A 14,229-nucleotide genomic window follows, 5' to 3' on the forward strand; every position below is an offset into this window, starting at 1 on the left:
AAATCGGAAGGGCAGATCGGAATTTAAGGAACTTTATGCCATCAATCTACTTGGTATTGCGTTCCATTATTTGTAGATATAAAAACTAGATACTTAAAAGTTAATGAGGGGGTTAGGCCTTAACGTAGGTTTTCACCCCGTTGGCCCTCAAACCCCAATAAGCTTGAGAATGATCGCGATATTACTCCGCCACGATGAACGTGTGCTAGCATCCCTGGCAGTACGATTATCGAGGGTTTGAAAGTGCAAGGTAAAAGCTGGCGTGATGTGAATCTCAATGGGAAAACATACGACCTCAAACATCTACACCCATTCAGCTTTATGGCGGATATTAAGGGCGCTACGGTGAATATCTCCGTGGCGTTCTCTAACCACTGTTTCACAGACAAGAAGGGTGAGGGGAAAACGTTGATGAGCGGCCGCTATTTTTGCGAGTCACGCTATCAGCGAAGCCTGGAACTGCGGAAAATCTTAGTTGATCACGTAGTCAACGGCCATATCGTGCCGCACTTCGACCGTAATAGTAACGAGGTGTATTACTACGCGGCGGTTTACGATTACATAGTGTTCTTCGACCTGCGACCGGATGCAAGCAACCCTGGCGGGCTGATTATGTTCGTCACGTCTGCTTATGAGCTGGATCAGTGGGGAAAAGAAACTGTGCCGAAAGGTTCGCGCGTTCGCTTCGACCACATCGGCCAGCTGCGCCTCAACGGTCAAACATTCCTGTTGGGCAAGAAGCAAAAGGGGCGCTGATTGCTCAGCGCCCCTATGCGAAAGTAATATCGATTTTTACTCTCAAACGTTTCCGGCCTACACCTTTGGTTATCCCGCTCTAGGCTGGGGGTAATTAATTTCTTAATCACCGGTATCAATACCCCGATTTCTCGGTTCCGGTCAGTATCGACAACCCAATATTAGTTCAGTAATACCGGTATTGCAACCAGAATTGATACTTTGAAGTATCGGTGCATCACCGGTAAGCGAAGATCTTGTGGCAGCCCTGTCCGATAAGTGCCATTTTTCGATTAAAAGGACGTCATTTTCATGGCGTTTCATACGCCCACTATATCCTTATATATCAAATATTTAATTCACTGACGTGCGTTTTCGTACGATTTGGCTACAGACCTCGACATGGCGTTGCCATCCCAGCATCGCTGCATTTTCTGAAACTATTTTTGATAAAAGCTGGTTGTTTCCCGCAACTGACTCAAGGAACGAGATAGTCACAGATCATGATGGTGTATTCCTTGTACCTAAAAGGTACGTTGCCGATTATGTAGCAAAATTTCAACCTCAGTGTTTGCGGATTACAGCCAGTTCAGGCAAAGAGTTTCATCTTAACTTCATGAATTTTAAAATTTCCAGCAGATAGTGAACTAACATATAAACCGTTGAGTAGGGCAACATTCATTTTGGTGAATTTTAACTATATCAACGGATATGTTACGCATAAGAATCGGTATTGACTATTGAGGGATTTCCTTATAGGCGGTTCCGGCGTAGAATCCCTTCTAAAATAATTTTTAGGATTTAGTTTTAACTCTATGTATATAGAACTATTATCTTAGGTTTAATCAATCTGCATCACTAGTCACGGCACGGTCCTTGCTTATGGAGTTATGGGTATTAGTAGCGGCAATTTATTTAATTTATATATTTTTTTTTAAAAAGAAGAAACATAAATCCGGTGAGTCATATAAAGCTGTTAAAACGCCTACAAGAGGGTTGAAAACTGATACCAAGAACAATAAGAATATTGTCTCAAAAGATGACAGTGAAGATGATGCGCTCGCAACCTTTACGTTGACTTCAAGACGGACTGTCGAATACCGGATATCGGCTACTCCACGACAGGCTTCTTCAAAAAGTACAGGTGCCCTGGCTCAATGGGTACAGCCGGGTAATGAGATCTCTGCGGGAGGGGTGGTTATTGCTGGCGGTTACCTGTATTTCGGCCAGCGGATGAAGCCCCCTGGGCAAAGCCTGAGCGGATATTATAACGATGGTGGTGAAGCATCACTCATAGACGCCACGCTTAATGTACAACCCAGGCCCTATCACTACGAAGACGGCTCTCTAGGATACCGGCCTGATTATAGCTCGCTTTCCCCTGAGTCTCGCGGAGCATATCTCAGCTGGCTGGCAAGCGACAGAGGCGATGTATCATGCCCTATCGGTTACGTTTTTATCTACCTTTATGGCTTGGAAAGAAGGGCGCTTGTTGATAGCAGGGATGAAAATATCTCTGACGATGAATTTCGCTCGCTGTTTTCTGAGGTTGAACGGTTAAGGTTAGTATTCTTTGATAACCGCTCCTTCCGGCATTACACATCGCAACTGCTAGAAGCCATGACCATTTTACGCCTGGGTATGGAACTCTCCACTGATACCTGCAATGAGGTCGGTTTCAGTAATGGCATGATTTTTAAACTTTCCCTCTCAAAGGCGGTGGATGCAGGAATGCCCGTGTCAGCCGGTCAGGCTCTGACTTGGGTTAAACACCACGCGGAATATGCGCTACGTACCCCTGCCCGTCGCTGTGCGAAAGAGTTCGCGGTGCTTTTCAAGCAGCGTTATACCATTAAATACGGTGACGGGATGATAATTAAGCCAAACAAGACACGGTTGCGTCTGGATTATAGGCCAGCAAGTCCGAGCTTGCCCGGCGTTAGTCTCCCGGTTTCAGATCTCCCCGATCCTAGGGGTGCTACGCCGGAACCCCAGATTTTTCCGTCCGCCAAAATTATCCCCGGTTGAGCAGCTTTATACCGTCAGCGCGCAGTTGACCATCCGGGGATATGTGGCGGTACAGCGTTTGTCGGGTTATCCCCAGCTCCTGGCATAACGTACTGACTTTCGTCTCTGGCCGCCCCATTGATGCCATTGCCAGTCGCAATTTTATTGGCGTCATTTTGTAAGGCCGCCCGCCGTTCCTCCCGCGGGCTCTTGCTGAGGCAAGGCCTGCAGTCGTTCGCTCGGCAATCAGTTCGCGCTCAAACTCGGCCAGTGCGGCAAAGATCCCAAAAACAAGCTTGCCGGCAGCTGTCGTGGTATCGATAGTCGCTCCGTGACCGGTCAGTACCTTCAGGCCGATCCCGCGTTCGGTAAGGTCATGCACCGTATTAATGAGATGACGAAGGTCGCGACCGAGTCGATCCAGTTTCCAGACAATCAGGGTGTCATCTGGCCGTAGGGCTTTCAGACAGGCAATAAGTCCTGGGCGATCTTCTCGCTTGCCCGTTGCCCGGTCTTCATAAAGATGGGCAACATCAACGCCGGCTGCGATCAGCGCATCACGCTGTAAATCATTAGTCTGAGAACCATCTGCTTTTGACACCCGCATATAACCAATTAACATTTTATACCTGTCACATATACGTTCGATTATGTGACATTTTGGTTTTGGTGCTGATGTCTGTCAACAATAGTCACATTACCCGTCATTTAATTTATGACACGTAAAGGCTGAATTTTAATGATAATGTTACACTTGCGTATATAAGCATAAGGATCAGGGATGGCCAATAAAAATAAACTCCTCAGCATTCTTTCGGACGCCGAGCAGGAAGCGCTGTATGGCCTCCCGGATTTCGATGATGCTCAGCGACTGGAGTTTCTGGCGCTGGATGAATCTGAACTGGCGCTGGCCTGCAGCCGTAGGGGGCTTCACGCTCAGATTTATTGCATCATCCAGATCGCTTACTTTAAAGCCAAGCACCTGTTTTTCCGCTTCGGGTGGGATGATGTTCCGGACGACTGTAGCTTTGTCCTGAGCCGTTATTTCCCCGGGGAGTCACTTCCTGACAAATCACCCACTAAGCACGAGCGCTATGCTCAGCGGGAAAAAATCTGCGCGCTGTATGGTTACCGCCCCTGGTCATCAGCACTGTCTTCAGCGCTTGAACAACAGGCCGCCCACATTGTTCACCGCGATGTCACTCCCGGCTTTGTAGCCACAGAGTTGATCATCTGGCTCAACGCGCACAAAATCATCCGACCTGGCTATACCACGCTCCAGGAGCTGGTAAGCCGGACGCTTTCTGATGAAAGGCAGCGGCTGGGGCGTATCCTGATGGAGCGGCTTGATGATGCCACCATCGATGGTCTGAACACGCTGATTGAACGTGATGATACCCTTTCCCGGCTGGCGATCCTCAGGCAGGATGCACGTGATTTCGGCTGGCGTCAGATGGTCCAGGAGCGGGAAAAATGGGCCATACTGGCGCCATTGCACCGCAAAGCCTGCGACATCCTGCCGGCACTGAATATTTCTCAGCAGAATCTGCTTTACTACGCCAGCCTGGCAAATTTCTATACCGTTTATGATCTCCGTGAACTAAAGCCCGATCAGACCCGCCTTTACCTGCTGTGCTATGCATGGGTTCGTTACCGCCAGTTCAGCGATAACCTGGTGGATGCGATGTTTTTCCATATGAAACAGCTCGAGGATGAGAGCCGTAGCGTGGCCAAACAGCTTCTGGCTGACGTCCAGGAAAAACACCGGCGTGAAACGTCTAAAATCGGACGACTGTTATCGCTTTACGTTGATGACAGCGTTCCGGACCCCACCACCTTTGGCGAAGTCCGCCGGCGTGCATGGAAAATCATGCTGCGGGAGGCGCTGAAAACCACCGCACTGCGCATGAGTGTAAAACCTGTCAGTAAACTGGCGCTGCAGTGGCAGGCCGTGGACGGTATGACGGCATTAATCCGGCGTCACCTGCGGCCATTATATTTGTCACTCGATCTCACCAGCGTAGTCCACGACAGCCCGTGGGTTGAAGCGCTGAGCTGGCTCAGAATGGTGTTCAGCAAAAAGCAGACGCTTTCACAGCGGTCACTGGCGGAATGCCCGCCGGGTACATTACCGCAACGGCTGCGCCCTTATCTGCTGGAGTTCGGCGAGGATGGCGAGCCTACAGGCCTGAACGCCGGGCGGTATGAGTTCTGGCTCTACCGCCAGATAAGAAAGCGTTTTCAGACGGGTGAATTCCACCTCAATGACAGTCTCCGCCACCGCCATCTTTCTGATGAACTGGTACCGGAAGGGGAACAGGCCGCTGTCCTGGCTGAAATGAACATCCCGTTTTTGCAAAAGCCGGTTAAATCGCAGCTCAGGGCGCTGGAGTCCGAATTGCACCTGCAGTGGAAAGCCTTCAACCGCGAGCTTAAGCAGGGGAAGCTGAAACATCTGGAATACGATAAAGAAACGCAGAAACTGACCTGGCATAAATCCGGGGTCAGCCGTCATAAGGCGCAGGAGACGCGATTTTATGAGCAGTTGCCATTCTGCGATGTGACCGACGTCTTCCGGTTTGTTAACGGGCAGTGCCGGTTTCTTCATACCATGAAGCCGCTGCAACCCCGCTATGCCAAAAAGAATGCCGATGCAGACAGCCTAATGGCGGTCATCGTTGCCCAGGCGATGAATCACGGTAATCATGTAATGGCACGAACCAGCGATATCCCGTTCCATGTGCTGGAAACCACGTACGAACAGTACCTCCGCCTGGCGTCACTGGTCACGGCCAATGACTGCATCACCGATGCCATAGAGGCATTGCCGATTTTCCCGCACTATTCGTTTGATCCCGAAACGCTTTATGGTGCCGTTGACGGGCAGAAGTTTGGCGTCGAGCGACCGACAGTAAAGGCCCGACATTCGCGAAAATACTTCGGCCGTGGTAAAGGCATGGTCGCCTACACGCTGCTGTGTAACCACATCCCGATAAACGGCTACCTGATTGGCACAAACGACTATGAAGCCCACCATGTCTTTGATATCTGGTACCGCAATACCTCAGAGGTGAAACCCACGGCCATCACCGGCGACATGCACAGCATCAACAAAGCCAACTTTGCGATCCTGCACTGGTTTGGCCTGCGCTTTGAACCTCATTTTACGGACCTGAACAGGCAGTTGCAGGAGCTGTACTGTATCAGAGATCCGTCAGCCTATAAAAAAGGCCTGATCCAGCCCGCTGGACAGATTGACCGGGATCTTATCATCCGCGAGAAAAGCAATCTCGATCGCATCGTCGCCACGCTGGGGCTTAAAGAAATGACGCAGGGGACGCTGGTCCGCAAACTGTGCACGTACACCACGACCAATCCGACCCGGCAGGCCCTCTTTGAATATGACCGGTTGGTACGCAGCATCTACACGCTGAAGTATCTGCGCGATCCGCAGTTGGAACGCAACATCCGGCGTTCCCAGAACCGGATTGAATCTTATCACCAGCTGCGTGCCGCAGTGGCCAAGGTCGGCGGAAAGAAGGAGTTAACCGGGAAAAATGACATTGAAACAGACATCAGTAACCAGTGCGGGCGGCTGATTTCTAACGCGATCGTGTATTACAACTCGGCGATCCTGTCGCGATTGCTGGAGCGGCTGGAAGCGGAAGGTAATGCCAAGGGCATTGAGGCTCTGACCCGGATATCACCGGTGGCCTGGCAACACATTTTGTTGAACGGACATTATACCTTCCAGAGCAGCGATGAGATTATTGACCTGGATGCGCTAGTTTCCGGGCTGAAGCTGGGGTAACGGAAATTTCGGCGGTTCCGGCGTAGGTGTGCCACGAATGTACCCTATGGCAAATAAGGGTGCAATGCTGTGCGAGAGATGAGGGGCGGCCCCTCGGAGGCGGTGTCCAGATGCAGCCTTCAAACTACCCTGAGCTGCTGCCGTTAAGAGCGGTGGTGGTGAGCGTCAGGGAAAAGGCGCAGTCAGATGCGTCATGTATGTGTTGTGAAGATGAACGAGAGTGAACTGTAGATGCAGTGTCGAAAGGAACAAGATGATGTCAAAAACGCGCTTTCTAAGCGGTGCGTGATAAGTCCAGCGGTTATCTGGTTACTGGCTGGTCGGCATCCGGCATATAGACAGCATGAGCACAACACAGGCTCTGGCATGGAACGTGGGAACCTGTCGTCCCGATGCGAAGGGAGCGGCGTCGAGCAGAAACCCTGCGAGCGCCAGAGTACCAATGCGGGGCACAGGGGCAGATGGTTCCGTAGTAGTGATGAAGCGTCTGTAATGGACGTGGAGCGAAGGGGGCCAGTCGTTGGGGCTGTACTGCAGGCCAACCGCATAAGCGGGAGGAGCCTGTGAACCAGTCCAAACCGTTTGCGTTATCCAGACATGCCGTCTGGAGCGCGTACAAGAAAGTAAAAGCCAACAAAGGCAGTGCTGGGATCGATGGTCAGTCGATTGAGGAATTTGATAGGAACCTCGTGGGGAACTTGTACAAAATCTGGAACCGAATGGCCTCGGGCAGCTATATGCCGCCAGCGGTTCGGCGTGTTGATATACCCAAGGCGACGGGTGGAACGAGACCCCTGGGGATCCCCACAGTCTCGGATCGCATTGCGCAGATGGTTGTCAAAGACATGCTGGAGCCGATTCTGGAGGCACTGTTCCACAATGACTCTTATGGCTATCGCCCGCACAAATCTGCGCACGATGCCCTGAGGATGGCCCGGCATCGATGCTGGCGTACTGACTGGGTGCTGGACGTGGACATCAAGGGGTTCTTCGACAATATCGATCACGAACTCCTGATGAGAGCGGTGTGCAGGCATACGGACTGCAGATGGGTGAAACTCTACATTGAGCGATGGCTGACCGCATCGGTGTGTATGCCGGACGGAACGGTGCAGATGAGGGACAAGGGAACGCCTCAGGGCGGAGTCATTAGTCCATTACTTGCCAATCTGTTTCTGCATTATGCATTCGATATGTGGATGACGCGGGAATTCCCCGTCGTCCGGTTCGAGCGATACGCTGATGATGTAGTCATTCACTGCAAGAGTCATGCTCAGGCAATGATGCTGCGTGGCAGGCTCAGAAAACGGCTGGCTGAGTGTAAGCTGGAGATGAGTCCGGGCAAGACTAAAGTCGTTTACTGCAAGGACAGGGAAAGAACGGAAGCATATCCTGAAATCAGCTTCGACTTTGTGGGCTATACGTTCAGGCCAAGAAAGTCCTTCTCGAAAGAGGGAGAGCTGTCGGTGAATTTCCTGCCAGCAATGAGCGGCAGAGCTGCGAAGGCAATCCGGCAGACGGTACGGGGCTGGGATCTGAGCCACAAAACGCCGTTATCGCTGGAAGTCATGGCCCGTTGGCTCAACCCCATGTTACGGGGCTGGGTTAAGTACTATGGTCACTTTTATCGTTCAGCAATGAACTGTATAGCCACTCATGTAGATCTGCACCTTGCGAAATGGGTCGCCCGCAAATATAAGCGGGTCCACGGTAGTCTGGCTCAGGCATATGAATGGTTAAGACGGATACAGCGCGCCAGGCCCGGTCTGTTTGCACACTGGGAAATTTGTACGCGGCGTGAGTGGTCAACGACAAGAGCCGGATGACGGGAGACTGTCACGTCCGGTTCCGTGGGAGCGCAGGGGGGAAGTTCCCTTGCGCGACCCGATAACCCCTAAATCCGATTTATTCAACAAAGCCGTGGTATGACCGAGTTCAGCGGCACACCGCCTCCGTCATATAAAGTCCGGCCTCTGCCTTCACTCCCGGAAGGAGGTAGTCCGCACGGCACTGCTGCCCCTCTCCCCACTGGACCATCAGTTGCCCAGCATCCGGCAGCCCGGTCAGGTAAACCTGCCCGCCGTCACCCACGACACCGCTGGTTCCGCCGTCCTTACTACTCAGCGTGGCCAGCGCACCAAAGGAAAGCACCTGACCGTCCGGGCGTTTCAGTGAAATCAGTGCGCGCCCGCCTACATGCGTGGCAAATGCCGCCCGCGTGACGGCCCCTTTCGTCGGGATAACCTTCACGTCCGTCTGGGTGATTTCCGCATCCGCAGGCAGCCTCGTCGGGTCCAAGCTGACCGTATTTTGCTGATACGGGATGAGATAGGATAGGGTGGTATACCCCCGGTAATCCGTTTTCACCCCGGGCCAACCGTTCACCGGCACGCCGGAGGCACCGGGGGCGGCAACCAGTGCCACGCCGTTGTTCATATCCAGCGGTTGCGCCAGTGTCATGCCCTCGCTGCTGATAATTATCCCGCCCGCAGCATCCATACCCGTCTGGCTAGAGGTATCGCTGTAGCTGTAGCTGCCGCTCAGCTGACCGCAGTTGCCACTCCAACCTAGACGCGCCATACCGGTACTGTGGTTACTGCTGTTCTTAACGGAACGCCAGCTCTGGCTGACGTTCCAGTTAAGCTGCCGATCAAACGCCTGTCCGCTCAGCCCCACCTGCTGAGTACTGCCACCTGAAGACGGTGACGTCATCTGATAGTTTGCCCGCGTATTGCCACCTAGCCACCAGTCCAGCGGCACGCTGGCGCTGATGCTGAAAAGACTATTGTTTCTCTGCTGTTCACCGTGGCGACTGTGACTCTGTGTCCAGTTCAGCGACAGGGAGACGTTTTTAATTGTGGTGCCGTAGCTGCCTCCCCATGAATCCTTGTGGCCACTGTGGTTCCGGTAAGTTTCCCGGCTGCCGTTCAGGCCGATATATCCCGCGTCGCCCAGCGACTGGCTGAGGGTAACAGTACTGAGGCTTTTGCTGCGCTCACGCTGGTTGTCATTCCGTCCGCTGTGATAAACATCCAGCACATCAGACAGCGTATTATACCCGGCAGAGGAATATTGGTAGCTCTCCAGCGTAAACGCACTGTTCGTGGTCTCAACGGAATTGCTGTAGCGCAGCCGCCATGAGGCACCTGTCTCATTTTTACTATCGTTTCTTTTTTGGTCAGATTGTGTGCCGTCAAGCGACAGGGCGCCCCAACGTCCCAGCGATGCCCCCAGGCCTGTCGTCACGGCGCGGTAGTTTTCGGTGGCCTGGAGTCCGCCATACGCCGTCAGGCTCCGGGGCAGACCATACATCACCGTCACCTGCCCCACCGCAGGTGCCTCCCCCTCACTGTGGGATGACCGATACTGCCCTACCATCACGCTATAGCTGAGATAGCCAGTCTTTAAGGCAATGGCGGGCGTCTGCCAGGGAACGGTAAACACCTGTGGTTTGCCGTCGGTTTCCCAGACTGTGACCTCAAGTTCCCCACCCGAATTGCTCGCAGAAAGGTCAGTCAGCGCAAAAGCACCCGGGGCAACCACAGCATTATAAAGAGTGTAACCGTTCTGCTTTACCTCAACCCGGGCATGCGTCCGGGCAATACCGCGCACCACGGGCGCAAAAGCCCGCATACTCGCTGCCACCATGGTGTCATCAGAATGCAGCATCACGCCACGGAAGGGGAAGCTGTCAAAAACGTTTGAGGGAGTAAATTGCTCCCCAAGCGTCAGTCGGCTTTTCAGCCGATTGAGCCCCCGCTCAGCATAGGTGTAAGACTTCTGCCACCGGACAGGTTGCCCCTGACTCTTGTGCCAAGCCGTGTTATTCCTCAGCCGCCATGGGCCGATGTTTGCACCCGGTTCAAGCTGTACATACTGACTGCTATTACGACTGCGGTAGTTCCCCTTGTACTCAGTCTGTGTATTGCTGAACCGATAATTCATCAGAAACGCTGGCAACCCATCATCCCAGAGCGACTCCGGGGCTATCCCCCATACTATCGGGCGCATGGCCACTTGCGGAATGCTCAGCAGCAGTTGCTGACTACTGAACTGAAACTCTACCTGCGCTTGCGGAATGGCCGATAAGTCGGCACAGTTTTCGTCCGGGGTACCCGTTAGGCCGGGATGGTCTTCCACCTTCACGCCATAGCGGGACAGTTGTTCCACACTCAGGCAGGCTTCCAGCCCGCTCTTTCCCTGTTCTGTTTCACGCGAACGAAAAACAATATTCTCCGAGCCAACATGCTCGCGGTTAACCAACACATCAACGGTATAGGTGCCTGGCAACTGCCTGCCCTGATTAAACAACGCGATATCGGCATTGCTGACATTTTCTCCCAACTGGCTGGCATCAAAAACGTAGTTTTTTGCTACCGCACAGACCGGTAGCAAGGCTGACCATACAGTCAGAGCTATGAAAGAAATCCAGAAGCGCATCGTGATTCACTATCAGACGGAAGCGGACGACTGGAACACCCGGCTTTCACCACCGACATCAGTAATGATTTTCCATTCAACTTTTCCTGATGCCCCTTCCGGCAGGGTAAAGCTGCGTTCAGCAAAGGGAGCAACATAATCCAGGTCGTTTACAGGTTTTCCCCCAACGGTAACGGACAACAGATTCATGTAAAACGGCGAGCTGTTGTGCACAGAAATTTTATTTCCCCGCCGCCTCCAGGTTAGGTCAGCCGCCACATCAGTCGGCATGCCTTTCACACCACTGGGGCGAACGAGCAGCTTGATGCAGCTATGCACGCTAACACCCAGATTGACAGTAACTGGGGTGGAGGGTCTGGAATTATTGTTTTTTTCATCTTTTGCCCAGACGTCGACGTCTTTGGGGGGTATTCCGGCAACGCAGAGCCACTGCAGGCTCTCGCGGTCTAAAACATCCGCGCCGCCAGTATGGATGATGCGCATACGGCTCTGCTGTCCGGCCTCCAGCCGGAACAGAGGAGGAGTGACAATAAAAGGGGTGGTCGATTTTTTATCTTCGGCATAGACTTTGCCCTGAACCAGAATGGGATAGTCCTGCTCATTAATGACGGACAGCATTGCACCACTGGAGTTGGCGTGATAAATAACTCGCGAGGTACCCAACTTTAGCGTAAATTCTTTTGTGTTTGGCGTAAGAGAATAAGCCATAGAATATAACGGTATAGCTATAATGTTCATGCTTAGTAGAATTGTAATAGTAACCATTTTTTTTGAAAAAAAATACATCACTTAACCTTTATTAATTAAAATGTTAATGAAATTAAGGCTGGCGTATGGAACTTCCCCTCCCCGATAAACTATCTCTCCGTATAATATTAGACGGCTCTGTCGCATTAAGGCGTTGTTAGATAAAATGTTGTTTTTTGATATTATTACCTGCCCATGTCTCTCATTCGAAACGCTTTCAGTCGCCTGCATTATCCCGTCGATATTATGGCTCAGTGTGTCCGCTGGTACCTCGCCTATGCACTGAGTCTGCGAAACCTCGAAGAGATGATGGCGGAGCGCGGTATTGTCGTTGACCATTCCACGTTGCATCGTTGGGTTATCCGCCTGGTACCGCTACTGGATAAGGTTTTTCGCCAACACAAGCGCACCGCAGGTCGGCGGTGGCGAATGGATGAAACCTACATCAAAGTCAAAGGCCAGTGGAAATATCTCTACCGCGCGGTGGATACTGCAGGCCAGACAATCGACTTTTTGCTGACTGCCAAACGGGACTCTGCAGCCGCATTGCGCTTCTTTCGCAAGGCTATTCGCCATCACGGCGAACCCGAAGTTGTCACTATCGATAAAAGTGGTGCTAACACTGCAGCTTTGGCCACGCTCAACGCCGACAAACCCGATGAGGAAGCGATTACCGTCAGGCAAAGTAAGTACCTGAACAACCTGATTGAGCAAGATCACCGAAATATCGGTGATGCCTCTAATTAGTTGAATCTGATGTATAATACGGGCTTTTGAGGTTATCTCATGGCCAGCGTTAACGTTCATTGTCCCCGTTGTCAGTCTGCTCAGGTTTACCGCCATGGTCAGAACCCTAAAGGCCATGACAGATTTCGCTGCCGTGACTGCCACCGTGTGTTTCAGCTCACTTATGCTTATGAAGCACGTAAGCCGGGTATTAAAGAGCAGATCACTGAAATGGCCTTCAATGGTGCCGGGGTTCGCGATACCACCAGGACACTGAAAATTGGCATTAACACCGTCATCCGGACTTTAAAAAACTCGCGCCAAAGCGAATAACGTCTTCGTCTGTTGCCAATGCTGATGTGGCGCTTATCTGCGAACTTGATGAGCAATGGAGCTTCGTTGGCAGTAAAGCCCGGCAGCACTGGCTCTGGTACGCGTACAACACCAAAACAGGCGGTGTACTGGCCTACACTTTTGGTCCCCGAACCGATGAAACCTGCCGGGAGCTACTGGCACTGCTTACACCATTCAACATCGGCATGATCACCAGCGACGACTGGGGCAGCTATGGCCGCGAGGTGCCGAAGGATAAGCATCTGACCGGCAAAATATTCACCCAACGCATTGAGCGTAATAACCTGACGCTCCGCACCCGCATTAAGCGGTTGGCTCGTAAAACAATCTGCTTCTCACGCTCAGTTGAGATCCACGAAAAAGTGATCGGAGCGTTTATCGAAAAACACATGTTCTAATAATTGGATACATTACCGAAATATCAAACGTCGGATATGGCCGATGCTGGGATTCAAATCGTTTCGACGGGCACAGACGATCCTGACCGGCATCGAACTGAGTAACATGATACGAAAAAGGCAATATCAACACCCGCAAAGTGAGGGATTGTCACCCGCGAAACAATTCCATTTGCTGGCTGCCTAAATAACCAACAACGCAACTTTGGCCAACTTCATGTCTCTAATGCGACAGAGCCCAAAAATTTCCGATCTCCAAACTGACCCCAATAAGACAAAAGGCACCTCATCATGAACTTTGCAACAGTGCCCCAAAATCACTCATTATAAACATATGCTTCCGACTGAATGGTGTAAACATCAGCATTAACGTAATCCTGTTTGCTGTATGTATTTATCCGGTAAATTGTTGATGCAATCGCGTTTTGTGTTACCATGAACCCATTGCCATTTATACGTTCCCAATCGGATCCTACATCTAAATTCAACGAAACTGTTAACTTATTAGAAGTATTATTATTGCCAGTAAGCTCATACACCCCCCCCTCCCCTGTTTCCAGCGCACGAGAAACACCGCTTGCAAGTCTTATGGCATAACGATGAACACTGCCATCCACACTTCCGATTGAACCTGTAGCAATAGTAGTGTGAGGTGCTACGTTACCGGCAACCAGGTCGCTCACCGCACTCAATTTATTGGCCACCTGAGTTGGACTATTGAAAACAGCATCATCGGATGCTGTGGATGCATCGCCAACCAAGGATCCAGCATGCACTATATCTGCAAACCCTGCGCCAATAAAAATAGTAGTTAAAGCTAATTTACGTAAATTCATTATGATAACCCCCTCTTTATTTAAAAGATAACAAAAAATCCCAATACCAAAGAAATGCGTTTATTTAATCACAAAAGAAATTGTTTCAACATGACATTATACTATCCGCCTTTAAGTAAAATCCATCACTTAGCACCATCGCAATCATTCCCACCTAGGTGGCTCTATCGCATTA

8 protein-coding genes and 3 pseudogenes are annotated in these 14,229 nt (G+C 51.4%); 7 read left to right on the forward strand and 4 right to left on the reverse strand.

All coding sequences use genetic code 11. The features are described 5' to 3' along the window. The first annotated feature begins 243 nt into the window (after positions 1-243). Together SYMBAF_RS17100 and SYMBAF_RS17105 are read left to right on the forward strand one after the other, a co-directional pair. Positions 244-756: a hypothetical protein gene (locus tag SYMBAF_RS17100; protein ID WP_040264780.1), complete on the forward strand. Its 513-nt coding sequence runs from the start codon at positions 244-246 to the stop codon at positions 754-756. 861 nt (positions 757-1,617) lie between these two features. After that, a pseudogene (locus tag SYMBAF_RS17105) lies at positions 1,618-2,706 on the forward strand (TerB N-terminal domain-containing protein); the annotation flags it as partial. Positions 2,707-2,749: 43 nt separating this feature from the next. Here SYMBAF_RS17105 and SYMBAF_RS17110 read toward each other — a convergent pair. After that, positions 2,750-3,364: a recombinase family protein gene (locus SYMBAF_RS17110; protein ID WP_040264779.1), complete on the reverse strand. Its 615-nt coding sequence runs from the start codon at positions 3,362-3,364 to the stop codon at positions 2,750-2,752. 159 nt (positions 3,365-3,523) lie between these two features. Between SYMBAF_RS17110 and SYMBAF_RS17115 the strand changes: the two genes are divergently transcribed. Beyond that, complete coding sequence (locus tag SYMBAF_RS17115) at positions 3,524-6,553, forward strand: Tn3 family transposase (RefSeq protein WP_040264778.1); 3,030 nt, start codon at positions 3,524-3,526, stop codon at positions 6,551-6,553. Between the two features lie 563 nt (positions 6,554-7,116). Beyond that, positions 7,117-8,379 carry a group II intron reverse transcriptase/maturase gene (gene ltrA / locus SYMBAF_RS17120; RefSeq protein WP_052447675.1) on the forward strand — a complete coding sequence of 421 codons (1,263 nt, stop codon included), beginning with the start codon at positions 7,117-7,119 and terminating at the stop codon, positions 8,377-8,379. A gap of 109 nt (positions 8,380-8,488) precedes the next feature. On the opposite strand, the gene SYMBAF_RS17125 is transcribed toward ltrA, so the two are convergent. Then, complete coding sequence (locus SYMBAF_RS17125) at positions 8,489-10,993, reverse strand: fimbria/pilus outer membrane usher protein (RefSeq protein ID WP_040264777.1); 2,505 nt, start codon at positions 10,991-10,993, stop codon at positions 8,489-8,491. A gap of 12 nt (positions 10,994-11,005) precedes the next feature. Continuing rightward, a complete protein-coding gene (locus tag SYMBAF_RS17130) occupies positions 11,006-11,779 on the reverse strand; it encodes a fimbria/pilus periplasmic chaperone (protein ID WP_052447716.1) in 774 nt (257 codons plus the stop codon). A gap of 156 nt (positions 11,780-11,935) precedes the next feature. Here SYMBAF_RS17130 and SYMBAF_RS17135 point away from each other — a divergent pair. From SYMBAF_RS17135 to SYMBAF_RS17145, 3 genes and pseudogenes are all read left to right on the forward strand, one after another. Continuing rightward, positions 11,936-12,469, forward strand: a pseudogene (locus SYMBAF_RS17135) (IS6 family transposase); the annotation flags it as partial. 57 nt (positions 12,470-12,526) lie between these two features. Then, a protein-coding gene (locus SYMBAF_RS17140; protein WP_152609084.1) for an IS1 family transposase occupies positions 12,527-13,218 on the forward strand; the annotation gives its coding sequence in 2 pieces (ribosomal slippage) (positions 12,527-12,773 and positions 12,773-13,218; 693 coding nt in all). Positions 13,219-13,231: 13 nt separating this feature from the next. Then, positions 13,232-13,405: pseudogene (locus tag SYMBAF_RS17145) on the forward strand (IS6 family transposase); the annotation flags it as partial. A gap of 130 nt (positions 13,406-13,535) precedes the next feature. On the opposite strand, the gene SYMBAF_RS17150 reads toward SYMBAF_RS17145, so the two are convergent. Further along, complete coding sequence (locus tag SYMBAF_RS17150; RefSeq protein ID WP_040264772.1) at positions 13,536-14,054, reverse strand: hypothetical protein; 519 nt, start codon at positions 14,052-14,054, stop codon at positions 13,536-13,538. Between the last annotated feature and the right edge of the window lie 175 nt (positions 14,055-14,229).

This window comes from Serratia symbiotica, assembly GCF_000821185.2.
Classification (GTDB): domain Bacteria; phylum Pseudomonadota; class Gammaproteobacteria; order Enterobacterales; family Enterobacteriaceae; genus Serratia; species Serratia symbiotica.